Genomic DNA, 25,799 nt, shown 5'->3' with positions numbered 1-25,799 from the left:
CGCTCGCCGTCTCCCCGCACTCTTTTCATCAAGGCAATATCTATGAATAAAATCATTGAGCTGTTCACGTCACACCGTAGCGAACGTAGCTATCTCGATAAACCGATATCCGACGATGTCTTGTCCGCCATTATCGACGCCGCGCATCTGACGCCAACCTCCGTCAATTCGCAGCAGGTATCGCTGGTCGTGGTGCGCGACGCGGAGAAACGCGCCCGCATCGCGGAGCTGGCCGGCGGCCAGTCGTGGATTGCCAAAGCGCCGGTCTTTATCACTCTGGTGCTGGATATGTATAAAACCGCCGTCGGCATCAAACTCAGCGGCAGCGAACAGCACGCGCACGAGAGCGTGGAAAGCGTGGTGTCGGGCTGTACCGATGTCGGCATCGCGCTGGGCACGCTGATTGCGGCGGCCCGCTCTTTTGGTCTGGGCATTGTGCCGATTGGCGGGATCCGCCGCAATCCGCAGGCGATGATCGAACTGCTGCAGTTGCCGGAACTGACATTCCCGGTCGTCGGCCTGACCCTCGGCTATGTCGATCGGCCTGCGCAGCAAAAACCGCGCCTGCCCCTCGTCACCTTCCGTCACGATGAGGTCTATCGCCCGCAGGCGCTGCCTGCGGCAATCGAGCAATATAACCAAACGCTGTCGAAATACTGGCGGCAAATCGGGCGTCAGGACGGCGGCGAGTGGGGCAGCAACACCGCCAGTTACTACCAAAATGTCTATTTTCCCGATGTACTGCCCGCCCTTCTGCAGCAGGGATTCCAACTGGAGAAATAATAATGCGAAATTTTGATCTGTATAATCCGACTAAAATCCTGTTCGGCAAAGGGAAAATCGCCGAGCTGGACAACGCGCTCCCGGCCGATGCCCGCATCCTGATTACCTACGGCGGCGGCAGTATCAAACGCAACGGCGTTCTGGCGCAGGTCCATCAGGCGCTGGCCGGCCGTAAGGTACTGGAGTTTTCCGGTATCGAACCCAATCCGGGTTACGAAACGCTGATGAAAGCGGTCGAGCTGGTGCAGCGAGAAAACATCGATTTTCTGCTGGCGGTCGGCGGCGGTTCGGTGCTGGACGGCACGAAGTTTATCGCCGCCGCCGCGCAATATCCGGCCGGACGCGAACCGTGGGAAATCCTGACCACCCGCGGCAAACATATTGAGCGCGCGCTACCCATGGGCGCCGTGCTGACGCTGCCGGCGACCGGTTCGGAATCCAACCCCACGGCGGTCATTACCCGTTACGCCACCGCCGATAAACGCGTGTTCGCTTCGCCACATGTTTATCCGCGCTTCGCCGTGCTGGATCCGGAGGTGACCTACTCTCTGCCGGCGCGCCAGGTCGCCAACGGCGTGGTCGATGCATTTGTGCATATCCTCGAACAATATCTGACCTATCCGGTCAACGCAAAAGTACAGGACCGTTTTGCCGAAGGCCTGCTGCTGACGCTGATTGAAGAAGGTCCGCGCGCGCTGGCCGAACCGACCAATTACGACGTGCGCGCCAACGTAATGTGGAGCGCCAGCCTGGCGCTGAACGGCCTGATCGGCGCCGGCGTGCCGCAGGACTGGTCCACGCATATGCTCGGCCACGAACTGACCGCGCTGCACGGTCTGGATCACGCGCAAACGCTGGCCATTATTTTACCCGCGCTGCTGAACGCTAAAAAAGCGCAGAAACGCGACAAACTGCTGCAGTACGCCGATCGCGTCTGGCAACTGCATCAGGGCGACGAAGAACAGCGTATCGACGGCGCGATCGCCGCCACGCGCGCGTTTTTCGCCCGGATGGGCGTCTCCAGCCGCATGGCCGACTACCAGCTGGACGGCAGCACCATTCCCGCCATGGTCGAAAAGTTACAGCAGCAGGGCATCACCGCGCTGGGCGAACATCAGGACATCACGCTACAGGATTGCCGGCGCATCTACGAGGCCGCCGCCAACAGCTAGTCGTCAGCCATGATTCGCAACCTGGCGATTTTTCGACCAGGATTAAGCATCACGGACCGTCCCGTTAACAGTACGAACGGCAGGACGGTCCCCGGTCATGAACAACCGGCCCCGTCCCGGGCGCCGGTTATTTGATGAACACAGGAGAGACGCATGACAACGCAATCCATCATCAAACTCAGTGACGGCAACCTGATGCCGCAGTTGGGGCTCGGCGTCTGGCAGGTAAGCAATGCCGAGGCGGAAAGCGCCGTAGCGGAAGCGCTGAGCACCGGCTACCGTTCCATAGATACGGCGGCGATTTATAAAAATGAGGAAGGCGTCGGCAACGCATTGCGCGCCGCCGCGCTGCCGCGCGAGGAGCTGTTTATTACCACCAAACTGTGGAACAGCGATCACCGTGCGCCGCAAAAGGCGCTGGAGGAAAGCCTGCGCAAGCTGAAGCTCGATTATATCGACCTGTATCTGATTCACTGGCCGGTGCCGCAGCAGGATGAATACGTCAACGCCTGGCGCGAGCTGATAAAACTGCGCCAGCAGGGGCTGATCCGCAGTATCGGCGTCAGTAATTTTCATCCCCACCATTTACAGCGGCTGAAAGAGGAAAGTGGCGTATGGCCGCAGGTTAATCAGATTGAGCTGCATCCGCTGTTCCAGCAGCGTCAGTTGCACGCGTGGAACGCAACGCACCATATTCAGACTGAGTCCTGGAGTCCGCTGGCGCAAGGCGGCGTCGGCGTATTCGACCAGCCGCTGATCCGCCGGCTGGCGGAAAAATACCTGAAAACCCCGGCGCAGGTGATTATTCGCTGGCATCTGGACAGCGGGCTGGTGGTCATTCCGAAGTCGATCACCCCGGCGCGCATCAGGGAAAATTTCAATGTTTTCGATTTCAGGCTGGATAAAGAAGAACGGCTCGAGATCGCCAAACTGGACAGCAACAAACGCCTTGGCCCGGACCCGGACACGATGAATCTTTAACCCTGGTCAGGCCGACGCCGGCAGACCGCGCCCGGCATCGCCGCTGATTCAGCGATGCATATCACAAAGGCGCCAGCAGGGGTTTGTGTTTTTCATTCAGTATTTATACATTGGCGCGAACCTTTTCGCCGCCGGCACCAGGGAATAAGGTTATCTTTAGCGAACGTAAAACAAAAATAAGCGGCCGGCTGCGTCAAATCGCGCCGGCCAGCTCAGTTGGCCGCGCCCGCCTCACACGGTGCCGGGCGCTCAAGGCTGTACCACCAGCTGTCCGGTCGATCCCCGGTCGGCCATCTCCAGCGTCTGGCTGTAATACAGAAAGGGCAAGCCGACGGTCGAAGGCTGATTAAAGTAAACCAGCAGTTCCACGTCGCCATCCACCCACACCGTATCCTTCCAGCCGGCGTCTTCCAGCGGTACGTTACCGCCGTTTACGCTGCGCACCAGAAAGGTCGCGCCCTGAATATGGAACGACTGCGGCGTATCGGCATGAATAATCCAGCGCTCACAGCGGCCCAGCTGCGTCTGCACGTCGATTCGGTTCGGATCCCACAGCGCCCCATTAATGCCCGGCAGCCGGTCGCCCAGCCTGAACTCGCGCGTGCGGCTGACGCTGCCTTCAATCGCGTTGTCGGCCAGCAGGCGCATCGGCAGATTATCGGTCACCAGCGGCAACAGGCCGGTCGGTTTTAACGTCAGCACCTGGGTGGAAATCAGGATAGAAGAGGGTTCGAACAGCCCGCGCAGACGATCCATAATGCCGGCGGATTCCCCGGCGGTCAGCGTCACTTCATCGCCCTGCGACATATCGATCAGGATTTCGCGCCGTTCGCCGGGCGAAAGCGAAAGCTGGTTTACGGCAATCGGCGCCGGCAGAAAACCCTGGTCGCTGGCGATAATGTGCATCGGCCGCCGATCGCTCAGCCGCAGGCTGTAACGGCGCGCGCTGGAGGCGTTCAGCAGGCGTAAACGCACCCAGCCGCGCGATACCTCGACAAACGGATTCTGCGCGCCGTTAACCAGCAGCGTATCGCCGAGAAAGCCGCCGTCCGACGGCGGGCTATATACCGGCACGCCGAAGCTATCCAGCCGCTTATCCTGAATGATCAGCGGGAAGTCATCAACGCCGTAGTGGCTGGGGATGGGCAGAGATTTGCTGATGTTATCCTCCACCAGCCACAATCCGGCCAGCCCGTTATAGACATGCGCGGCCATGCGGTTGGGAGTATTGGCATGATACCAACAGGTGGCGGCGGCCTGACGCAGCGGCATGACCGGCGACCAGTCGGCGCCGGGCGGAACGATGCGCCCCGCCCCGCCCATTAACGAGCCCGGCACCTGTAGACCGCTGACGGTCATCGACACCGGTTCGCTCAGGCGGTTGTTGTAAATCAGCTTAACGTCATCGCCGCTGTAGACGCGTACCGTCGGCCCCAGATACTGGCCGTTGATTCCCCAGACCGATGCCTTACGCTCGCCGGTAAAGGCCCAGTGAGCCTGCAGCAGGGTCAGGAAAACGGGTTGCCCGCGCCGGGATTCCAGCAAAGGCGGAACGGGTAACGCGGTTTGGGTGCCGCTGGCTCTGGCCGTCAGCGGTACGGCTCCTGCACATAAAGCAAGACCCGAGGCCTGTAAAAACTGGCGTCGGCTGAGTGACATAATGACTCCATAGCTCCGTTAAAAACTAAGCAAAACATCAGACCCGGGCCGAATGCCGGGATATACCGCCTCAACCGCTGAACTCACCGTTGGCGCGCCTGGCGTCAGGGCCGCTTCTCTGCGGCCTCGCGCTCGGCGACTTCGGCATCCAGCTGCGCCAGTTTTTCTTTCATGATGTTATAACAATGCTCCGCCAGACCGCGATGGTCTTTACCATAAGCGCCGACATCCACCGGCGGCAGCATTTCAATAATCACATGGCCGTTATACCAGCGATTAAGTTTAACCTTATTATGGGTATTGGAAATACAAATCGGCACGATGGGCACGCCGGCGCCGATAGCGGCGTGAAACGCGCCGGTTTTAAACGGCAGCAGGCCGCGTCCCCGACTGCGGGTGCCTTCGGGGAACATCCAGATAGAGATATTTTTTTCTTTAACATGCTTCACCACCTGGGAAATGGTGCCGTGCGCTTTGGTGCGGTTCTGACGATCGATCAACAGGTTGCCGGTCAGCCAGTATAACGGGCCAAAGAAAGGGATCCACACCAGACTCTTTTTGCCCACCGTCACCGTGCGCGGCTGGACGACATTGGCGGCGGTCACCATATCGAAATTATTCTGATGATTAGCGATATAGATGCAATTGCCCAAATGCTGCGCCTGCTTCGGCACGCGCACGTCCACTTTCAGCCCGAATATCCATGACAGGCGGCCGAACAGGCGGCCAAAGGTCGCAACGTGCGCCGGGTTGCCGGGGCTGAATAAACAATAAATTGAACCGACGACCGAAACCAGAATAGAAAATAACAGCACTACAATAAGACGAAAAATAAATATCATATCAACCTCATGAGCCTGTTGCCGCCGCTAGTATAGCGATTTCGCCATAAAACACACGGTGATTCCCCGCCGGCAATCTGCCGCCGACAGGGAAAACGCAACAGGTAAAAAAACACGGAGAAAGGCGGGCCGGTAAGCGCGATCGCTTACCGGCCCGAAGGGCGTGAATTACGCTTCGCCGCCGTCCTCCGCAACAATCGCGGGCGCGTCCACTTCAACCCGATCGATGCGCTGCAGACCACGCGGCAACAGCGTCCCTTTACGACCGCGCTCCGCACGGAATTTTTGCAAATCTTCCGGTCGCAGGGTCAGCTTGCGCTTACCGATATACAGGGTGATCGCCGCACTCGGCGGCAACAGCAGCAGCCAGTTCAGCCGGTCTTCCCCGCTGGCGGCGGCCGCCGCCGGAATCGATACGATCTTATTCCCTTTGCCCTTCGACAGTTGCGGCAAATCGCTCACCGGGAACATCAGCATGCGCCCCGCCGCGGTAATCGCCAACAGCATGTTATCTGCGCCGTGAATTTCCAGCGGCTGCAGCACTTTGGCATTTTCCGGCAGCGAAATCAGAGCCTTACCGGCGCGATTGCGCGCCACCAGATCGCTAAAGGTACAGACAAAACCGTAACCTGCGTCGGAGGCCATCAGCAGCGGCTGTTCGTCCGCCGCCATCAGCACCTGTTCAATCGTCGCGCCCGGCGGCGGCGTCAGCTTGCCGGTCAGCGGCTCGCCCTGGCCGCGCGCCGAAGGCAGCGTCAGCGGATCAAGCGCATAGCTGCGCCCGGTCGAGTCGATAAACACCACCGGCTGATTGCTCTTGCCGCGGGCGGCGCCGCGGAAGCTGTCACCGGCCTTATAGCTTAACCCGGCGGGATCGATATCATGCCCTTTGGCGTTACGCACCCAGCCCATCTCGGACAACACAATGGTCACCGGCTCGGAAGGCACAAAATCGTGCTCGCTCATCGCTTTCGCTTCGGCGCGTTCGCGCAGCGGGGAACGGCGCGCGTCGCCATACGCCTGCGCATCGGCCTGAATTTCTTTCTTCAACAGATTGCTGAGCTTACGCTCCGAGGCCAGCAGCGCCTGCAGTTGATCGCGCGCTTTGCTCAGATCGTCCTGCTCGCCGCGAATCTTCATCTCTTCCAGTTTAGCTAGATGGCGCAGCTTCAGTTCCAGAATCGCTTCCGCCTGGGTTTCGCTCAGGCTGAACTGACGCATCAGAACCGGCTTCGGCTCGTCTTCGGTGCGGATGATGTGAATCACCTCATCGATATTCAGGAACGCCGTCAGCAAGCCTTCCAGAATATGCAGACGCTTCAGCACTTTCTCCAGCCGGTAGTTCAGCCGGCGGCGCACGGTATCGCGCCGGAACACCAGCCATTCGGACAGGATTTCCTGCAGCCCTTTCACCGCCGGGCGACCGTCCAGCCCGATCATGTTCATATTGATGCGGTAGCTTTTTTCCAGATCGGTGGTGGCGAACAGATGGTTCATCACCTGATCGAAATCGATGCGGTTCGAGCGCGGCACCAGCACCAGACGCGTCGGGTTCTCGTGATCCGACTCGTCGCGCAGATCCTCGATCATCGGCAGCTTTTTGGCGCGCATCTGGCTGGCGATCTGTTCCAGCACCCTGGCGCCCGAAGTCTGGTGCGGCAGCGCGGAAATCACCACGTTGCCTTCTTCCCTTTTCCATACCGCGCGCATACGCACCGAGCCGCGCCCGTTCTGGTAGATCTTGCGCACATCGCTGCGCGGAGTAATGATTTCCGCCTCGGTGGGAAAATCCGGTCCCTGCACATGCTCCAGCAAATCGTCCAGCGACGCCTCAGGCTTATCCAGCAGCAGCACGGCGGCGGCGGCCACTTCGCGAATATTGTGCGGCGGAATATCGGTCGCCATGCCGACGGCGATACCGGTGGTGCCGTTAAGCAGGATATTCGGCAAACGCGCCGGCAGCGTTTTCGGCTCCTGCAGGGTGCCGTCAAAGTTCGGCGTATAATCGACCGTGCCTTGTCCCAGCTCGCCCAGCAGCACCTCGGCATACTTCGACAGGCGGGATTCAGTATAGCGCATCGCCGCAAAGGACTTCGGATCGTCGGGCGCTCCCCAGTTCCCCTGGCCATCCACCAGCGGGTAACGATAGGAGAACGGCTGCGCCATCAGCACCATGGCCTCATAACAGGCGCTGTCGCCGTGCGGATGGTATTTACCCAGCACGTCCCCGACGGTACGGGCGGATTTTTTGAACTTGGCGCTGGCATTCAGCCCGAGTTCCGACATCGCGTAAACAATACGACGCTGAACCGGCTTGAGCCCGTCGCCGATAAACGGCAGCGCCCGATCCATGATGACGTACATAGAGTAGTTCAGATAGGCGTTTTCCGTAAACGTGTGTAGTGCCAGACGTTCGGCACCATCATGCGTCATCTCGCTCATTGATCTCATTTCCTCACATCGCGACGCGCTGAACACGCTCTTCGGCGCGCCGCACAGCGGTATATTTGGCGAGAATAGTACCTTATCTGCCCGGGGTCTGTCACAGACAACAAGGGGCGCGGGAACTTCGGCCGCGCAAGGTGCCTGAGTCGATCGCCAGAGGCTAACGACGCGATTGGTTACAAAACCGCATATCGCCACGCCCCCCGTCAGGCGCGTTGCACAGAAACGCCGGTCGTATGCATCGCCGACTCGGGCGCCCTATCCCGCCGTCACACCGGCAGTTAACGCCAGCCTGATTGCCCGCCTTCGCTGGCCTTTGCGCGGCTCGCCGCTCGTTATGTAAATATTTTGTCAAGAATCAGTAATGACGATTGAAAATGGCAACGGGAGTATTATTATGATAATAATTATCATTAACATTAGCGCCGTATGTATCTGCTCCAAATAATTCGAGCGCAGCCAACGTCTCTGCCACTTGAAGTATGACGAGTTATAGGACGCCACATCCAGCGATGACCCGAACCCATTCACCCATGATTCGCGATATTCCCCGGGTAATGCGGGCTATTACCCGGGTTTTAATCATTACCCAATGATTTTAAATAAAAATTATCCCATTACAGCAGAGCGGCATCCTGATGCGCCTGCTGATACTGGCCGGCGGTGATTTGAGCAAAATTAGTTATTTCCATATTGGGAGCAACACCATGTATTTGTATAACAAGGGAATTCGGATTGCGCGTCTAAACAGGATCATACTGACAGGAGTATTGAGCGGCACAGCCTTCGCAAGCTATGCAACGCAAAGCGGCACGGACGCCGCGTCCCGGACGGCGAGCTCACCGTCGACAGCCGATACGGCAAAGAGTAACGCGACGGATAAGCAAAGCGAGACGATGACGGTCTACTCTCCCAAAGTGGAGAAGGAAGCAGGCAGCAAAACCACCATTAGCGCCAGCGATATGCAGAAAGAAGGCGGCAATGATTTCGCCACCATCATGCGTTACCAGCCCTTAATCAGCGCCAACGGTTCCGCTACCGGCACCAGCACCGGCAAGAGCAGCTATGACCGCGGAGGCGCCACCGGCTACAACGTCCGCGGCCTGGAAGCCAACCGCGTATCCATCGACGTGGATGGCGTGGAGCTGCCAGCCGCCACTGACCGCGCCACATCGCAATCCAGCGGGCGCAGCCAGCTGGATACCTATGGGATTGGACGCGGCGACTATCTCGATCCGTATATGTACGGTTCAGTAGATATCGCATCCGGCGCGACCGACGTCGCCAATACCAACAACGCGCTCGGCGGCGCGGTCTCCTTCCGCTCAAAATCCGCCAACGATTACCTGTCCGCGGACAAACACAGCTATTTCGGCTACCAGAGCGACTATGACTCGTCCAACCGCAGCTGGCACAACGGTATTACCGCCGCGGGCGGCGATGAAACCCTGCGCGGCATTATCGTTATCAGTCGCCGCGACGGTAATGAAACCGAAAACCACCACTCCGCGACGGTCGACAGCAATCCGGCCAATTGGCACTCCAACGCGGTGATGGCGTCCGGCATCTGGCAGGCGACCGACAGCCACCAGTTGACCGCTACGCTGGATTACTACCATAAAACCAACCATACCCAGTTCCCGACCTGGAGCGGTTCAAGCTACACCGGCTATACCCGTGGCGGCACCTCCTACCAGCAGAACGAAAGCCGCCGCTATGGCGTCAGTCTGGCGGATCGCTGGACGCCGGAAAACAATAGCGTCTTCGATGTGCTGAACACCAAACTGTTCTATACCAAAACCGAGGCGCACGACTTTACCTATGAGACCACGCCGACCTGGACCTGGGCCAACTACGACACCAACACCTTCGGTTTCGAAAGCAGCGCCAGCAAAGAGTGGCGCAACCACCGCTTCAGCTATGGTCTGAATGCGCGCCAGACCAGCGCCGAACGTCCGCTCACCCAGTCCGGCACCACGGACATCGCCCTGGGCCAGCCGCAGGCGGACAGCAAAATTATCAATATCGGCGCATTCGCTCAGGATACCGTTACCTGGGATCTGGCCGGGCATGACTTCTCCGTCGTTCCCGGAGTGCGCTTCGCCTGGCAGCACGCCAAACCGGAAAATCTCGACCGGCTGATGAGCAACAACAGCTTCGTATCCGCTGAAGAGGCCGACAGCCTGTATGGCACCATGACCGATGCCAAAGTGCTGCCGTCGCTGAGCTTCCTGTACGACATCAAACCGGATCTGACCGCTTACCTTCAGTACAAGCGCGCCGCCCAGTTCCCCACGGCCAACCAGATGTACGGCGCCTGGAGCACCGGATATAGCTACGCCATCCTGAGCAGTCCGGATCTGGAAACCGAAACCAGCGACAACTATGAGATGGGACTGAAAGGCCAGTTGGTGGAAGGCGTAACGATTGGCGCGGCGGCGTTCTACAACAACTATAAGAACTTTATCGCCATCACCCGTTATTCCTGCGCCAGTTCACCCTCTAAGTGTTCGAACGTACCGGGCGGAATCAGCACGATTTATCAGTATGAGAATCGCGATAAAGCCTACATTTACGGCGGAGAGTTGAGCGCCAAATTCAATCTGGGCACCTGGTTCGGGCAGGCTGACGGCTTCAGTACGCGTCTGGCGTTCGGCTATACGCAGGGCGCATCTAAATCCAGCTATTCCGGCGACAAGTATATCGATCTGGAAAGCGTGCCGCCTATGAAGGCTATCGTCGGCGTGGCCTACGATGACCCGAGCCAGCTGTACGGCGCGGCCCTGACGGCGACCTTCAACAAAGGCAAACAGGCGACCTCAACCGACACCCGCAAGAGCTACAACAACAGCGGCAGCGATGTTGCCGAGTCCACCACCGAGTACATGCGCGTGCCGGGCTACGGCGTGGTTGACCTGACCGCTTACTACCGTCTATCCAAAAACGTGAAAATCAGCGGCGGCGTCTACAACCTTACCGATCGTAAATACTGGGATTATCTGAGCAGCCGCAACATCGAGGCGCCCACCAGCACCGATGCCGGCACGGATAAAAACTATTACGATCAGCAGTTGGCCATCGCGCCCGGCCGTACCTTCCAACTGGGCATCAACGTCGATTTCTGATTCACCGCCAACGGGCGCAGCCCCCGCGGCTCGCGCCCGAGCGCAGAGAGAAGAGAGAAGAGAGAAGAGAACGGAAACGTCCTCTTCTCTTTTCCGGCGCGCCGGCCTTATTTCGGCCTGCACTGTTGCCTGGAAATCAACAGTGTTGTGACATACTTTATATATTTCCGCCCATAAAAATCTGCCAGACTCAGTCTTCAATTACCGAATTCAACCTGTATAAGCGAGCCAACGATGCATAAATTATTGATCATTCATGCTGGTAAGGCGTTTGGGCATTCCAACGGCAGACTCAATAAAACCCTTACCGAAGTCGCCATCGACGAGTTGCGCGCCTCAGGGCACGACGTCCGGGTGACCTGGGTCGACCAGGGCTATGATATAGAACAGGAAGTGCAGAATTATCTGTGGGCCGACGCGGTCATCTATCAGATGCCGGGTTGGTGGATGGACGTACCGTGGATCCTGAAAAAATACGTTGATGAAGTGTTTACCGCCGGCCACGGCGCGCTGTACGCCAGCGACGGGCGCACCCGCGCCGACGCCGGCAAAAAATACGGTTCGGGCGGCTTGCTGCAGGGGAAAAAGTATATGCTCTCGCTGACCTGGAATGCCCCGCTGGAAGCCTTTACCGATCCGCAGCAGTTCTTCCATGGCGCTGGCGTGGACGGCGTGTACCTGCCCTTCCACAAGGCTAATCAGTTCCTCGGCATGGCGCCGCTGCCAACCTTTATCTGCAACGATGTCATCAAGGAGCCGGACGTGGATCGCGATATCGCCCGCTACCGTCAGCATCTCAACGCCGTCTTCGCCTGATCCTTTCGGCGCGCCCGCGCTATAGCGGCTGTTGTCCGATTTTCTCGCTGAGGAAGTCCAGAAAGCAGCCGATGCGCGCCGCCGGCGGGGAGTGACGGTAATACACCGCGTGCACCGGCAAACGCAGATCCACCGTCTCATCCGCCAGCACCTGCACCAGCCGACCGGCGGCTAAATCCTCATGGGTCATGAAATCGGACAGTCGGACGATCCCCTCGCCGTTGAGCGCCAGCTGGCGCAGAATCTCGCCGTTCGAGGACAACAGCGCCGGCGCGATCGAATAGCGTTCGTTCGGCGCCAGTCGCAGCGGCCAGACGTTAAGCGACTCCACCAGGCTAAAGCCCAGCAGCGTATGGGCGGCAAGCGCGTCCACGCCGTGCGGTACGCCGTGCCGCTGCAGATACGCCGGACTGGCCAGAATACGCAGCCGGCTGCCGCCGAGCGGCCGCGCATGGATAGTGGAATCCGGCAGGGCGCCAATGCGGATGGCGATATCGGTATGCTGTTCCAGCAAATCAATGAACACGTCATCGGTATTCAGTTCCAGCACAATCTGCGGGTAGCGGCGGCGGAATTCAGGCACCAGCGGAACGATCACGTGCTGCATAAAAACCGATGCCGCGTTGACGCGCAGCCGCCCGGCGGGCCGGGAACGCCGCAAGGCCGCCTGCTCTTCGGCCTGTTCCACCGCGAGCAGGATCTCGCGCGCGCGATGCAGGAAAGCGTCGCCTTCTTCCGACAGCATCAGGCGGCGAGTAGTGCGATGCAACAGCAGCGTTTCCAGTTTTTTTTCCAGCCGCCCCAGCGATCGACTGACGCCTGACGTCGTCAGCCCCAGCTGTTCCGCCGCCGCGGTCAACGTCCCGCTATCCGCCACGGCCACAAAGGCCTGCAGCTCTTCCAGCGTGATTTTCATCGCCACAGCCCCCCGCACCGGCGAACGGTTATACTTCGATTTCCGCCATGTCGCCCTTTTCCTGCAGCCAGTTACGCCGATCTTCGGCGCGTTTTTTGGCCAGCAGCATATCCATCATCGCCAGCGTTTGATCCACATTCTCATCGTCGATGGTCAACTGCACCAGACGACGCGTGTTCGGATCCAGCGTGGTTTCGCGCAGCTGCAGCGGGTTCATTTCCCCCAGCCCTTTGAAGCGCTGTACGTTGGGTTTGCCCTTTTTGCGTTTCAGCCGCTCCAGTACGCCCGCTTTTTCTTCTTCGTCCAGCGCGTAGTAGACCTCTTTACCCAGATCGATACGGTAGAGCGGCGGCATGGCGACATACACGTGCCCGTCGCGCACCAGCGTACGGAAGTGACGCACGAACAGCGCGCACAGCAGCGTGGCGATGTGCAGGCCGTCTGAATCCGCATCCGCCAGAATGCAGATTTTGCCATAGCGCAGCTGGCTCAAATCCTCGCTATCGGGATCAATACCGATGGCGACGGAAATATCGTGCACTTCCTGCGAAGCCAGCACCTCGTCGGAGGCGACTTCCCAGGTGTTCATGATCTTGCCCTTCAGCGGCATAATCGCCTGAAACTCGCGGTCGCGCGCCTGCTTGGCCGAGCCGCCGGCAGAATCCCCTTCCACCAGAAACAGTTCGGTCTGCTTCAGATCCTGCGATGTGCAGTCCACCAGTTTACCCGGCAGCGCCGGACCGCTGGTCAGCTTTTTACGCACCACCTTGCGCGAGGCGCGCATACGGCGCTGGGCGCTGGATATCGCCAGTTCGGCCAGCTGTTCCGCCGCCTGTACGTTCTGATTCAGCCACAGGCTAAACGCATCCTTCACCACCCCGGACACAAAAGCGGCGCACTGGCGCGAGGAAAGGCGTTCCTTGGTCTGCCCGGCGAACTGCGGCTCCTGCATTTTCACCGACAGTACCCAGGCGCAGCGTTCCCAGATATCGTCCGCGCTCAGTTTGACCCCGCGCGGCAGGATATTGCGGAATTCGCAAAACTCGCGCATGGCGTCCAGCAGTCCCTGGCGCAGACCGTTGACATGCGTCCCGCCCTGCGGCGTGGGGATCAGGTTGACGTAGCTTTCCGTCAGCAGTTCTCCCCCCTCCGGCAGCCACAGCAACGCCCAGTCAACGGCATCCGTATCGCCGGCAATCGCGCCGGTGAACGGCTGCTCCGGCAGCGTCACCAGACCATTGACCGCTTCGCACAAATAATCGGTCAGCCCGTCCTGGTAACACCAGCGCTGTTCCGTGTTGTTGATCTGATCTTTAAAAACGATTTCCACGCCCGGACACAGCACCGCCTTCGCCTTCAGCAAATGGCTCAGCCGCGACACCGAAAAACGCGGGCTATCGAAAAATTGCGCATCCGGCCAGAAATGAACCCGGGTGCCGGTGTTGCGCCGCCCGCAGGTTCCGCTGACGGTCAGATCCTGCACCTTATCGCCGTTGGCGAAGGCCATGTCATACACCTGTCCGTCGCGGCGCACCGAGACTTCGACGCGCGACGACAGCGCGTTGACCACCGAGATGCCAACGCCGTGCAGACCGCCGGAGAACTGATAGTTTTTATTGGAAAATTTGCCGCCCGCGTGCAGACGGCACAGGATCAACTCAACCGCCGGCACCCCTTCTTCGGGGTGAATATCCACCGGCATGCCGCGCCCGTCGTCGATCACTTCCAGCGACTGGTCGGCGTGCAGGATCACATCGATGCGCCTGGCGAAACCGGCCAGCGCTTCATCCACGCTGTTGTCGATAACTTCCTGGCCCAGATGGTTCGGGCGCGTCGTGTCGGTATACATGCCCGGACGACGACGCACGGGTTCTAATCCACTGAGGACTTCGATTGAATCAGCGTTATAACTTGATTGAGTCATGGTTTGAATTAACTAGTCGATTGAATTGTATTGGCGGCGCATTGCTGAACGGCGGGCGCCAGCTCGCACCATAAGCCGCAGCGGCCGCTCACCGTCAATGCCGCGGAGGTATCAGGCGGCAGGGAGCCCTAAAAAATCCACGATAGGCGCAAAAAAGTGCTCAAAGCCAACAAAGGCATGATTCCCCCCTGACTCCACGGTCTGACGACAGGCGGTGTAGTAGGTCACGGCCTGCCGGTAATCCAGCACTTCATCGCCGGTCTGTTGCAACAGCCAGAGCAAATCCGGTGATTCCAGCGGCTCGATCTGCATTACTTTCAGATCGTAAACATGGCGAGACTCTAACACATATTGTTCGCCGGTGTAGGGATTATGGTTGTCGCCGAGATAATCCATCAGCAGCTCAAAAGGCCGCACCGCGGGGTTGACCACCACGGCGGGCAGCCTAAAGCACTGCGACAGCCAGGTGGCGTAGTAACCGCCCAGCGACGAGCCCACCACGCCGAGCGGATGGCCGGCCCGCGCCATCACCAGCGACTCCATCAATTGCGCCGCCTCGGCCGGATAAGGCGGCAATTGCGGCACCAGCATCTCGATTTGCGGGTGATGCTGCGCCAGCCATGCCTGCAGCGCGCAGGCTTTAGCCGAGCGCGGCGAGCTATTGAAACCGTGCAGGTAAAGTAAGGTCGGCATCAGTATCCATCCGAATCCATATCGGGTAAGAATTCATCTCCCGCCAGACGGAACACTTCCGTTTCCACCCGGCCGTCCGGCAGAAGATCCAGATAGCGCCAGCCCGGGCCGACGTTATCGATGGTGAAATTGGTGCAGTGGGGTTTGAACTGAACGCAGGTGGACGGCGTGGCCAGCAGGCGCCGGCCGTGCCAGTTGAGGTCCAGCTCCTGGTGAATGTGCCCGCACAGAACGGTATTCACCTGTGGATAATTCAGCAGCACCGCCGCCAGATTGTGCGCGTTGCGCAGGCTGTGTTGATCCAGCCAGGTACAGCCGGACGGCAACGGATGATGATGCAGCAGCAGCAGCGTATAGCGGTCGGGCTGACTGGCCAGACAGCGCTCCAGCCATTCCAGTTGGTAGTCGCTCAGTTCGCCGTGGGGCACGCCGAAGACCTGGCTGTCCAACAGGATCACCTGCCACCGCTCGCCCAGCAGCACGTGTTTGGACGGGGCGATGCCTTCATCGGCCAGCGTGCCGAACATCGCCGGCTGAAAATCATGGTTGCCCGGTAACCAGACGCAACGCGACGGCAGCTGACGAATGCCGCTGGCGAAGTGACGATAGGCTTGCAGAGAGTGATCCTGCGCCAAATCGCCGGTTGCCACCACCAGATCGTAATCGCGCTGTTGGGCCACAATCGCGTTCAGTACCGCATGGTAACTGCGGTATGTGTTGACGCCGAGCAGCGTTTCGTCCTTGCCCGCGAAAAGGTGGGTATCTGTTATTTGTAAAATCCTGATTCTGGCCCCACTCGCCACAGGAAGTGTCAACAGGCTTTCCAATTGGTGTCCTTGGTCACTTAAATCTGTCTAATAAACCGGAACCGACATCGAACCATACGCCAGACAATATCTCAGCCAGTCAGCAAGAAACTGATTAATTTGGTGCTTTTCGTCACGTTGATGTAACTTTTTATTCGGATAATCATAACGTGCCTTAAAGCGAAAGATCTGCTGACTGGCACACACTTCCGCAACCATCGCGTCATGGTACAGCCTGACCGTCATCGACGGCAGGCTCCAATAGCTGACGGCCGGCGCAATCTGCTTAATCTCCACCAGAGAAGTATAACGGGTTGACTCGAGGATCGTCAGGCTATACCGGACGTTATCCACCTGATAGACGACCGTGTCCCCCACCTCGTCATTACGCGGCAGCAAACGGCGCAGCTGCGCGAAGTTTGTCTCACACAATCGCATCATCTCCGGGAAATCCGGGGTATAGCGCTTCATCGATTCAGTCCGCCCAGGTTTTTCTCAGTGTCTCATGATGCAGCGCCAGCCATTGCAAGGCAATGACCGACGCCGCGTTATCAATCACGCCCTCTTCCACCCAGCGATAGCTCTGCTCCCGGCTAACCACATGGACGCGGATATCTTCATTTTCTTCCGCCAGCCCGTGAATGCCGGCGGCGGTGCGCGTGTCGACTTCGCCCACCATCACCGACAGCCGCTCGCTGGTGCCGCCGGGGCTGGCCAGGTAGCTAAGCACCGGCCGACAGCGGCCGACCGTCAGCCCCGCCTCTTCCTGCGCCTCGCGCCGCGCCACCTGTTCCAGGCTCTCGCCCTCTTCGATCATCCCGGCCACCAGCTCCAGCAGCCACGGCGAAGGGCTGGTATCCAGCGCGGCGATACGTATCTGTTCAATCAGCACCACTTCATCGCGCACCGGATCATAAGGTAACAGCACGACCGCATGCCCGCGCTCAAAAATTTCCCGCGTAATCTCGCCGCTCATCTCGCCATTAAACATACGATGGCGGAAGCGATAGCGCTCCAGCGAAAAAAAACCGCGATAGAGCGTATCCCGTGCAATAATTTCTACGTCTTTCTTGCTAAATTCGACCGGACCAGATTTTGATAATGCCATTGTTTTACTCCTGCAACCGGTATCCGCGAAATCCGGCGTTTACGGCGGAAACACCAGCCATCATACTCACTGTTGTTTATGTTAGATTTATATCACCTGGGACAAGATGGCACTTTCAGCCACCCTATCCTATTGGCAGATTCTGATAGAATCGACAACTATTCGCCAATTAATAGCGCTACCATACCCAATAGATTTCGAGTTGCAGGCAGGCGGTAAGTGAGAGACTCCCCCCGGGCGCTTAGCTCGCGAAGCGGCCAGGGTGGGTGAGCGCGGCCAGCACATCTGCAATCTGAAACATGAAGGGTATACCATAGCAATTTTGCTGCACAACAAGGAACGCAAATGAAGAGACTGCTTCCCCTTCTTATCGGTCTGAGCCTGGGCGTCTATAGCGCCATAAGTCAGGCAGAAAACCTGGTACAGGTCTATCAGCAAGCCAAAATCAGCAACCCGGACTTGCGGAAATCTGCAGCCGATCGCGATGCGGCATTTGAAAAAATCAACGAAAGCCGCAGCCCGCTGTTGCCGCAGTTAGGGTTAGGGGCCGATTACACCTATACCAACGGTTACCGCGACAGCAACGGCGTCAACAGCGACGTGAAAAGCGCGTCCTTGCAGTTGACCCAGACGCTGTTCGATCTGTCTAAATGGCGCGCGCTGACCCTGCAGGAAAAACAGGCTGGGATTCAGGATATTACCTATCAGAGCGCGCAGCAAACGCTGATCCTCGATACGGCGACCGCCTATTTTAACGTGTTGCGCGCCATTGACGCCCTGTCCTACACCAACGCGCAGAAACAGGCGATTTATCGGCAGTTGGATCAGACCACGCAGCGCTTTAACGTTGGTCTGGTAGCCATTACCGATGTACAAAACGCGCGCGCCGAATATGACAGCGTACTGGCCAGTGAAGTTTCAGCCCGCAACACATTAGATAACGCGCTGGAAAATCTGCGCATGCTCACCGGCAACTTCTATCCGCAGCTTTCGGCGCTGAACATCGACCGCTTCAAAACCGAACGGCCGGACGCCATCAATAATCTGCTTAAAGAGGCGGAAAACCGCAACCTGAATCTGCTGTCGGCCCGTTTAAGCCAGGACCTGGCGCGCGAGCAAATCCGCTATGCGGAAAGCGGCCACATGCCGACGCTGGATTTGACGGCATCGACCGGCGTGAGCGATACCAGCTACAGCGGTTCCCGCACCAACAACAGTAGCTACAACGACAACACCGCCGGCCAGAACAAAGTGGGCATCAGCTTCAATCTGCCGTTGTACAGCGGCGGCGCCACCAGTTCGCAGGTGAAACAGGCTCAGTACAGCTTCGTCGGCGCCAGCGAACAGCTGGAAAGCGCGCACCGCACCGTCGTACAGACTCTGCGCTCCTCCCACAACAACATCTCCGCCTCCATCAGCAGCATTAACGCTTACAGGCAGGCCGTCGTGTCGGCGCAAAGCTCATTTGACGCGATGGAAGCCGGTTACCAGGTGGGTACGCGCACCATTGTCGACGTTCTGGACGCCACCACCACGCTGTATAACGCTAAGCAGCAGTTGTCCAACGCGCGTTACGATTACCTGATTAACCAGCTCAACATCAAATCGGCGTTAGGCACGCTGAATGAAAACGATCTGCAGGCGCTCAACAACGCGCTCGGGCAGTCTATTTCGACCACGCCCTCAGACGCGGTACTGGACAGCGGCTCAACCGCAGCCGGCTCTCGTCTGACCGGTCGCGCTACGGCGCGTCAGTAAGCATCAGCCGCGCCCGATAGGGTTCAGGGGGAACGATCCGTTTCCCCCTTGTTATTCCTCCGCCGCGCGCTAAACGCGCGGCGTTGCGCACCTATTAGGTATCACAACGAAAAGAGTCGCCGCCCGGCGGCGATTGTGGCTTCAAATCCCGTCACCGTTAACTTATTCTTAGCGCAGCTGAAAATATCGGGCATGGAGTCCGGCATCCGGGATAATCACCAATGAAACGCACGAAAAATATTAATCAGGAAAGTTTCCGTAAAAGCTGGCGCAGCTGGCGACTGGCTCCGCTGGCGCTGGCCGTCGGCACGGTATTTATGCTGGCCGGCTGTGAAAAAAACGACGAGACCGTCTCGCTGTATCAGAATGCCGATGACTGCTCGCGCGCCAACCCGTCGATGAGCGAACAGTGCGCCGTTGCTTATAACAATGCGCTGAAGGAAGCGGAAAAAACCGCGCCGAAATACGCCAGCAAAGAAGACTGCGTGGCGGAGTTTGGCGAAGGCCAGTGTACGCAAGCGCCGGCCCAGGCGGGCATGGCGGCGAATTCACAGCACAGCGGCGGTTTCTGGATGCCTCTGATGGCCGGTTATATGATGGGCAGGATGATGAACGGCGGCGGTTTCGCGCCGCAGCCGCTGTTCACCTCGACGTCGTCCGCCAGTCCGGCGAACGGCAAATTTGTCGATGCCAGCGGCAGGAGCTATGGCAACACCACCAGCGTGCGCACCCTCAGCGTATCGAAAACCGCTCTGGCGCCTAAACCGGCCACCACCACCACCATTACCCGCGGCGGTTTTGGCGAAAGCGTGACCAGGCAAACCGCGCTGCAGCGCACCAGCAGCGCCAGCCACTCCGGTTCCCACACCCGCTCCCACACCTCGGGGGGTTAAGGTCAAAACGGATGAAACGCATTTCTATTGCCGAACGCCCGGACTGGCGGGAAAAAGCCGCTGAATTCGGCTTTCGTTTTCACACCATGTACGGCGAGCCTTACTGGTGTGAAGACGCTTACTATCAGTTCTCTCTGGCTCAGATAGAACAACTGGAGGAAACCACCGCCGAGCTGCACCAGATGTGCCTGCAAGTGGTGGAGAAAGTGGTCGGCAGCGACGCGCTGATGGAGAAATTCCGCATCCCTAAACATACGTGGGAATTCGTCAGGAACGCATGGCGTACGCACCAGCCCTCGCTCTATTCGCGTCTGGACCTGGCCTGGGACGGCAACGGCCAGGCCAAACTGCTGGAAAACAATGCCGATACGCCCACCTCGCTCTATGAAGCGGCCTTTTTTCAGTGGCTGTGGCTGGAAGATCAGATCAATGCCGGCCGACTGCCGCAGCAGGCCGATCAATACAACAGTATTCAGGAACAGCTGATCGCGCGCTTTGATGAGCTGCGGCAGCAGCACGGCTTCGGGCTGCTGCACATGGCCTGTTGCCAGGATAGCGAAGAAGACCGCGGCACCGTACAGTATCTACAGGACTGCGCGCTGGAGGCGGGTCTGCCCAGCGAATTCCTGTTTATGGAGGAAATCGGTCTCGGCGAGCGGGGGCAGTTTACCGATCTGCAGAACCAGGTGATCAGTAATCTGTTTAAACTCTATCCGTGGGAGTTCATGCTGCGCGAAACGTTCTCTACCAAACTGCAGGACGCCGGCGTGCGCTGGCTGGAGCCGGCGTGGAAAAGCATCATCTCCAATAAAGCGCTGCTGCCCATGCTGTGGGAGATGTTCCCGGATCACCCTAACCTGCTGCCGGCCTGGTTCGCCGAGGATCAACATCCGCCGCTGGATAGCTACGTGATCAAACCGCGCTTCTCGCGCGAAGGCGCCAATGTTCAGATCGTGCTCAACGGCGAAAAAATTGCCGCGGTTGACGGCCCCTACGGTGAAGAAGGTTCGATTATTCAGCAATACCATCCGCTGCCCAAATTCGGCGACAGCTATATGGTTATCGGCAGCTGGCTGGTGAACGATAAGCCGTGCGGTATCGGTTTGCGCGAAGATCGGGAGTTGATCACGCAGGATCTGTCGCGCTTTTATCCGCATATCATTCTGGACTAAACAACGCCGGGCGCGCAGGCAGCGCGGCGTCTACGTGATGAAGACGGCTGCAGTGAGCTGCGTTGACGGTCCGCAAGGCGCCGCCAACGCGCCTGCACTGCCCCGGCGCGTCCTTAGCCCACCTGTACCGACAGCATGCTCAGCGACCCCATCTCAATGCCCTCGACCGGGACGCCGATCGCCTCCGTGCCGTTCCAACTGCCCAGCACGTACAGCAAGGGCAGATAGTGGTCGGGCGTCGGGTTGGATAATGCCGCGCCCTCATGCCGCATAAAGTCGACCAGCGGATGAGCATCGCCGCGATAGCTCAGGTTATCGCGGACAAACTGGTTGAACGACACCGCCCACGGATAAGGTTCTCCCCCGCCGTCCCATTTCACCATGCGCAGGTTATGCACCACATTGCCGCTGGCGACGATCATTACCCCTTCGTCGCGCAGCGCAGCCAGCTTCTGCCCCAGACGATAGTGATACTCCGCCGGCTGCGTCCCGTCCACGCTAAGCTGCACCACCGGAATATCCGCCTGCGGATACATTTTGATCAATACGCCCCATGAACCGTGGTCCAGTCCCCACTCGCTGCGATCGGCGATCACCGGAACAGGCGCCAGCAGCGCCTGAACGCGCGCGGCCAGTTCAGGCGAACCGGGCGCCGGGTACTGCGTATCGAACAGCGCCTGCGGAAAACCGCCGAAATCATGAATGGTGCGCGGTTTGTCCATCGCCGTCACGGCCGTGCCGCGGGTGTACCAGTGCGCCGACACCGCCAGGATGGCTCGCGGACGCGGCAGCGTGTCGCCCAGTTGCCGCCACGCCTGAGTATACTGATTGTCTTCCAGCACGTTCATTGGGCTACCGTGGCCGAGAAACAGAGCGGGCATCCGGGAAGCGTTCATACATAATCCTTGGTTACGGGTAATAACAGGTCTGGATATCGACTTTACCCATTTCATCCGTTCCTGACACTCAAATAACCATGATGGAAAACGTCAATAAATTTGAAGCAGAAGACGCCGCGCCGATGCGTTTGCGGTACGGCGCATCGGAAGCGAAAGCGCGCAGACGACGCAGGGAAAGGCGACCATCAGGCGGAGGGGCGGGCAGGAACAGCTCAGGAGCGCGCGGCGGGCCGCGGCGCGCTTACTTCTCAATAAACAGCCGGTCGTAAACGTGCTGCAGGTGTAATTCCATGTACTGACGCGCCAGTTGGGGATCGCGGTCGATAATCGCCTGGGCGATATTTTCGTGGTCCCGGTTCATCTCCAACGGGAAGTGGGTCTGCGCGTAATGGCTTTCCAGCCGCACAAAACGCGAGCTTTTACGCTTATTCCACAGGTACTCCATCATATCGCGCAGCACTTCGTTGCCGGTCATCTCGCTGATCATCAGGTGGAAGCGTTTATCTTCGCGCAGGAATTTCTCATCATTCACATTCAGTTGAATCAGATCCTGAGTGATCTCCTGCAGTTCCGCCCGCTGGTCGTCCGTCGCATTACGCGCCGCCAGTTCGGCCGCCATCGCCTCGAAAATCTGCCGCGCCTTAATCAGGGACTTGAGGCTGAATTCATCGCTGACGCTGCTTTCCGCCTCCTGCTGCTGCGGCTGGCAAACGAACACGCCGTTGCCGGTGCGAATTTCCACCCAACCGTTGATTTCCAGCGCAATCAGCGCTTCACGAATCGAAGAACGGCTCACCCCCAGTTGCTTAGCCAGCTCCCGCTCCGGCGGCAACATCGTACCCGGCGGAAACTGGCCCCGCTGGATACAGCCGATCAGTAAGTTCGAGATCTGACGGTAAAGACGTTCAACCTTTAGCTGCGGCAATTCCATATCATCCCCTTGTTCGTGGGAGAAAAAATCTGTCAGCAGCTTACCATATCGTCCGCTAAAACCCAGCACTGCCGGCGCACGGCGCGCGTCCCCCGTCATCGCCGATGCACAGCGCCGGATGGAGATTTATTAACCATGAGATCGCGATCACAGCATGCCGGCAAGCGTCGGTTTACTCTCCGGCTCAGTGGCCTGACCGCTGGGCCACTGAACCACCAGGCGCTCTATCTTTTCCGATCAGATAAAACCCTATGATAAATGATTAGAGGAAAACCCGATGTCACTCTCTCCTGCTGAAGCATCTGTGCAAAAATTCAGTAGAATCAAAAAAATACAGACAGTTTCTTTGACTTTGCTGTTTCTTGCCGGGATTATCAATTTTCTCGATCGCGGTTCGCTCTCTATTGCGAACGAAGCGATCCGCGCCGATCTTGGGCTATCCGCCACTGAGTTTGGCTTCCTGCTGTCCGCGTTTTCGCTGTCCTACGGCATTTCGCAACTGCCGAGCGGCCTGCTGTTGGATAAGTTTGGTCCGCGCATCGTGCTGGGCGGCGGTTTGATGTTCTGGTCCGCCATGCAGGCGCTGGCCGGTTCGGTCAACAGTTTCGCGCATTTCATTATGCTGCGTATTGGCCTGGGGATCGGCGAAGCGCCGTTTATGCCCAGCGGCGTCAAGGTGGTGAACGACTGGTTCAACGCGCGCGAGCGCGGTTTGCCGATGGGCATTTTTAACTCATCCACTACCTTTGGCCAGGCGTTTGCGCCGCCGATTCTGGTGGCGCTGATGCTGGCGTTCGGCTGGCGCATGATGTTTGTCGCCATCGGCGCGGCCGGCATTGTGATTGGCCTGTGCTGGTACGCCTGGTATCGCAACCGCGACCGCTTCCCGCTGACCCAGGAAGAACAGCAGTATCTGGATGAGGGCGCCCGCCCGGCGCAGAAAACCCGGCTGTCGTTCGCCGAATGGGGCGCGCTGTTTAAACGCCGCACCGTGTGGGGCATGATCCTGGGCTTCAGCGGCGTGAATTACACCGGCTGGCTCTATCTCTCCTGGCTGCCGGGCTATCTGCAGGCGGAACGCGGTCTGAGTCTGGTCAATACCGGCTGGGTGGCGGCCATTCCCTTCCTGTTCGGCTCCATCGGCATGCTGGTTAACGGCACCGTCGCCGACTATCTGGCCAGACGGGGTTATCCGCTGGCGAAAACCCGAAAAACGCTCATCTGTATCGGTCTGGTCTGCTCCGCCGCCTGTACGCTGCTGGTAGTTCAATCCACCTCAACGGCGATGGCGGTCGGCTTTATCAGCCTGGCCCTATTCTTCGTCCACTTCGCCGGCACCTCCGCCTGGGGTTTGGTGCAAATCATGGCGCCCGCGCGCATGGTCGCGTCGGTCAGCAGTATCCAGAATTTCGGCAGTTTCATCTGCGCCTCTTTCGCGCCCATCGTCACCGGCTGGGTGGTCGATACCACCCACTCGTTCAATATGGCGCTGGTGATCTGCTCCTGCGTCACTTTTGCCGGGGCGCTGGCTTACTTTTTTATCGTCAAAGATCCGATTGCGGATTGATGCTCATGAATTGTCTGCACGGCAGGCTAAGGACTTAATAATGGAACATACATGGCGCTGGTACGGCCCTGCCGACCCGGTTTCTTTGGATGACGCTCGTCAGGCGGGCGCCACCGGCATTGTTACTGCTCTCCACCATATCCCCAACGGCGAAATCTGGTCGGTTGAGGAGATCCAGGCGCGCCAGGCGCTGCTGGCGGAGAAAGGACTGGTCTGGTCGGTGGTGGAAAGCATCCCGGTGCACGAGGACATCAAAACGCAGCGCGGCGACTACCTGCGCTACATCGCCAATTACCAGCAGTCGCTGCGCAATCTCGGCCAGTGCGGGATCGATACCGTCTGCTATAACTTCATGCCGGTGCTGGACTGGACGCGCACCGATCTCGGCTATCAGTTGCCGGACGGCTCCAAAGCCTTGCGTTTCGATTACGTGGCCTTCGCCGCTTTCGAACTGTATATCCTGCGGCGGCCCGGCGCGGAGCAGGAGTACAGCGCGGAGGAAAGAGAAGAAGCGGCTGCCTGCTTCGCGGCCATGAGCGATCAGGCGAAAGAAACGCTGACCAACAACATCATCGCCGGCCTGCCCGGCGCCGAAGAGGGCTACACGCTGCAACAGTTTCAGGCGCAGCTTTCACAGTACGACGGCATCGACAAAGAGAAACTGCGTGAGCATATGGCGACGTTTCTGCGCGCCATTGTGCCGGTGGCGGAAGAGGCCGGGATCGTGCTGGCCGTCCATCCCGACGATCCGCCGCGGCCGATCCTCGGCCTGCCGCGCATTGTTTCCACCATCGAGGACATGCAGTGGCTGAAGGAGACCGTCGACAGCCTCCACAACGGCTTCACGTTCTGCACCGGCTCCTACGGCGTGCGCGCCGACAACGATCTGGTGAAGATGGCGGAAACCTTTGCCGAACGTATCCACTTTGTCCATCTGCGTTCTACCCGGCGTGAAAGCAACCCTAAGAGTTTCCACGAGGCGGCGCATCTGGCGGGCGACGTGGATATGGTCAGCGTGGTGAAAGCGATCCTGGCGGAGGAGCATCGCCGGCGCCAGCGCGGCATCACGCGCGCCATCCCGATGCGGCCGGACCATGGTCACCAGATGCTGGATGATCTCAAGAAAAAGACCAACCCCGGCTATTCCGCCATCGGGCGTCTGAAAGGGCTGGCGGAGGTGCGCGGCGTAGAGCTGGCGATCCGCCAGACCTTCTTCAGCCAGTAAGGCGCGCCGGAAAAAACGGGCGTTGCGTCGGGGCGCCGCACGCCCCGACCTGACGCGACCGCGCCGCAAAAGAAAACGCGCGCT

Annotated in this window: 21 protein-coding genes; 10 read left to right on the top strand and 11 right to left on the bottom strand. The window is 58.8% G+C overall.

Going from position 1 to position 25,799, the window contains the following annotated elements:
- The first annotated feature begins 42 nt into the window (after window positions 1-42).
- The 3 genes from FJU30_RS13170 (at window position 43) to dkgA (ending at window position 2,936) form a co-directional block, all read left to right on the top strand.
- Complete coding sequence (locus FJU30_RS13170) at window positions 43-783, top strand: NADPH-dependent oxidoreductase (RefSeq protein ID WP_150435435.1); 741 nt, start codon at window positions 43-45, stop codon at window positions 781-783.
- Between the two features lie 2 nt (window positions 784-785).
- Window positions 786-1,955 (top strand): alcohol dehydrogenase, encoded by a 1,170-nt coding sequence (yqhD, locus tag FJU30_RS13165; protein WP_150435434.1) that lies wholly within the window; start codon window positions 786-788, stop codon window positions 1,953-1,955.
- A gap of 153 nt (window positions 1,956-2,108) precedes the next feature.
- Window positions 2,109-2,936, top strand: a complete 828-nt coding sequence (gene dkgA, locus FJU30_RS13160) for a 2,5-didehydrogluconate reductase DkgA (RefSeq protein WP_150435433.1) — start codon at window positions 2,109-2,111, stop codon at window positions 2,934-2,936.
- A gap of 249 nt (window positions 2,937-3,185) precedes the next feature.
- Here dkgA and ftsP read toward each other — a convergent pair whose 3' ends face one another.
- From ftsP to parC, 3 genes are all read right to left on the bottom strand, one after another.
- Complete coding sequence (ftsP, locus tag FJU30_RS13155) at window positions 3,186-4,595, bottom strand: cell division protein FtsP (protein WP_150435432.1); 1,410 nt, start codon at window positions 4,593-4,595, stop codon at window positions 3,186-3,188.
- A gap of 104 nt (window positions 4,596-4,699) precedes the next feature.
- On the bottom strand, window positions 4,700-5,437 hold the full coding sequence (locus FJU30_RS13150; protein ID WP_150435431.1) for a 1-acylglycerol-3-phosphate O-acyltransferase: 738 nt from the start codon (window positions 5,435-5,437) through the stop codon (window positions 4,700-4,702).
- A gap of 168 nt (window positions 5,438-5,605) precedes the next feature.
- Complete coding sequence (parC, locus tag FJU30_RS13145; RefSeq protein ID WP_150435430.1) at window positions 5,606-7,879, bottom strand: DNA topoisomerase IV subunit A; 2,274 nt, start codon at window positions 7,877-7,879, stop codon at window positions 5,606-5,608.
- Between the two features lie 710 nt (window positions 7,880-8,589).
- Here parC and FJU30_RS13140 point away from each other — a divergent pair.
- Together FJU30_RS13140 and FJU30_RS13135 are read left to right on the top strand one after the other, a co-directional pair.
- Window positions 8,590-11,007, top strand: coding sequence for a TonB-dependent hemoglobin/transferrin/lactoferrin family receptor (locus FJU30_RS13140; RefSeq protein WP_150435429.1), 2,418 nt, complete (start codon window positions 8,590-8,592; stop codon window positions 11,005-11,007).
- A gap of 234 nt (window positions 11,008-11,241) precedes the next feature.
- The gene (locus FJU30_RS13135) at window positions 11,242-11,823 is read left to right on the top strand and encodes an NAD(P)H-dependent oxidoreductase (RefSeq protein ID WP_150435428.1); all 582 of its coding nucleotides are present in this window, start codon (window positions 11,242-11,244) and stop codon (window positions 11,821-11,823) included.
- 19 nt (window positions 11,824-11,842) lie between these two features.
- Here the strand turns inward: FJU30_RS13135 and FJU30_RS13130 are convergent, their stop codons facing one another.
- The 6 genes from FJU30_RS13130 to nudF form a co-directional block, all read right to left on the bottom strand.
- On the bottom strand, window positions 11,843-12,739 hold the full coding sequence (locus FJU30_RS13130; protein ID WP_150435427.1) for a LysR family transcriptional regulator: 897 nt from the start codon (window positions 12,737-12,739) through the stop codon (window positions 11,843-11,845).
- Between the two features lie 28 nt (window positions 12,740-12,767).
- The gene (gene parE, locus FJU30_RS13125) at window positions 12,768-14,663 is read right to left on the bottom strand and encodes a DNA topoisomerase IV subunit B (RefSeq protein WP_150435426.1); all 1,896 of its coding nucleotides are present in this window, start codon (window positions 14,661-14,663) and stop codon (window positions 12,768-12,770) included.
- Between the two features lie 111 nt (window positions 14,664-14,774).
- The gene (gene yqiA / locus FJU30_RS13120; RefSeq protein ID WP_150435425.1) at window positions 14,775-15,356 is read right to left on the bottom strand and encodes an esterase YqiA; all 582 of its coding nucleotides are present in this window, start codon (window positions 15,354-15,356) and stop codon (window positions 14,775-14,777) included.
- A complete protein-coding gene (gene cpdA, locus FJU30_RS13115; protein WP_150435424.1) occupies window positions 15,356-16,183 on the bottom strand; it encodes a 3',5'-cyclic-AMP phosphodiesterase in 828 nt (275 codons plus the stop codon). The genes yqiA and cpdA overlap by 1 nt, the downstream gene beginning before the upstream one ends.
- A 27-nt stretch (window positions 16,184-16,210) precedes the next feature.
- The gene (locus FJU30_RS13110) at window positions 16,211-16,633 is read right to left on the bottom strand and encodes a DUF1249 family protein (protein WP_150435423.1); all 423 of its coding nucleotides are present in this window, start codon (window positions 16,631-16,633) and stop codon (window positions 16,211-16,213) included.
- Between the two features lie 4 nt (window positions 16,634-16,637).
- The gene (gene nudF, locus FJU30_RS13105; protein WP_150435422.1) at window positions 16,638-17,270 is read right to left on the bottom strand and encodes an ADP-ribose diphosphatase; all 633 of its coding nucleotides are present in this window, start codon (window positions 17,268-17,270) and stop codon (window positions 16,638-16,640) included.
- Between the two features lie 345 nt (window positions 17,271-17,615).
- Between nudF and tolC the strand changes: the two genes are divergently transcribed.
- The 3 genes from tolC to FJU30_RS13090 all read left to right on the top strand — a co-directional run bounded on the left by tolC (window position 17,616) and on the right by FJU30_RS13090 (window position 21,093).
- Window positions 17,616-19,028, top strand: a complete 1,413-nt coding sequence (tolC, locus tag FJU30_RS13100; protein WP_150435421.1) for an outer membrane channel protein TolC — start codon at window positions 17,616-17,618, stop codon at window positions 19,026-19,028.
- A 221-nt stretch (window positions 19,029-19,249) separates the two neighbouring features.
- Window positions 19,250-19,921 carry a DUF1190 family protein gene (locus FJU30_RS13095; RefSeq protein WP_150435420.1) on the top strand — a complete coding sequence of 224 codons (672 nt, stop codon included), beginning with the start codon at window positions 19,250-19,252 and terminating at the stop codon, window positions 19,919-19,921.
- A gap of 11 nt (window positions 19,922-19,932) precedes the next feature.
- Window positions 19,933-21,093: a glutathionylspermidine synthase family protein gene (locus FJU30_RS13090; RefSeq protein WP_150435419.1), complete on the top strand. Its 1,161-nt coding sequence runs from the start codon at window positions 19,933-19,935 to the stop codon at window positions 21,091-21,093.
- 113 nt (window positions 21,094-21,206) lie between these two features.
- On the opposite strand, the gene ygiD is transcribed toward FJU30_RS13090, so the two are convergent.
- A complete protein-coding gene (ygiD, locus tag FJU30_RS13085; RefSeq protein ID WP_150435418.1) occupies window positions 21,207-21,989 on the bottom strand; it encodes a 4,5-DOPA-extradiol-dioxygenase in 783 nt (260 codons plus the stop codon).
- Between the two features lie 244 nt (window positions 21,990-22,233).
- Window positions 22,234-22,923 carry a FadR/GntR family transcriptional regulator gene (locus tag FJU30_RS13080; protein WP_150435417.1) on the bottom strand — a complete coding sequence of 230 codons (690 nt, stop codon included), beginning with the start codon at window positions 22,921-22,923 and terminating at the stop codon, window positions 22,234-22,236.
- A gap of 277 nt (window positions 22,924-23,200) precedes the next feature.
- Here FJU30_RS13080 and FJU30_RS13075 point away from each other — a divergent pair, with 277 nt between their 5' ends.
- Window positions 23,201-24,490, top strand: coding sequence for an MFS transporter (locus FJU30_RS13075; RefSeq protein ID WP_150435416.1), 1,290 nt, complete (start codon window positions 23,201-23,203; stop codon window positions 24,488-24,490).
- A 40-nt stretch (window positions 24,491-24,530) separates the two neighbouring features.
- Window positions 24,531-25,715, top strand: a complete 1,185-nt coding sequence (gene uxuA, locus FJU30_RS13070) for a mannonate dehydratase (RefSeq protein ID WP_150435415.1) — start codon at window positions 24,531-24,533, stop codon at window positions 25,713-25,715.
- Window positions 25,716-25,799: the final 84 nt, after the last annotated feature.

Source organism: Affinibrenneria salicis, from assembly GCF_008710095.1.
Note: the sequence above shows the minus strand (reverse complement) of the source record. Positions and strands in the feature narration are given on the sequence as shown.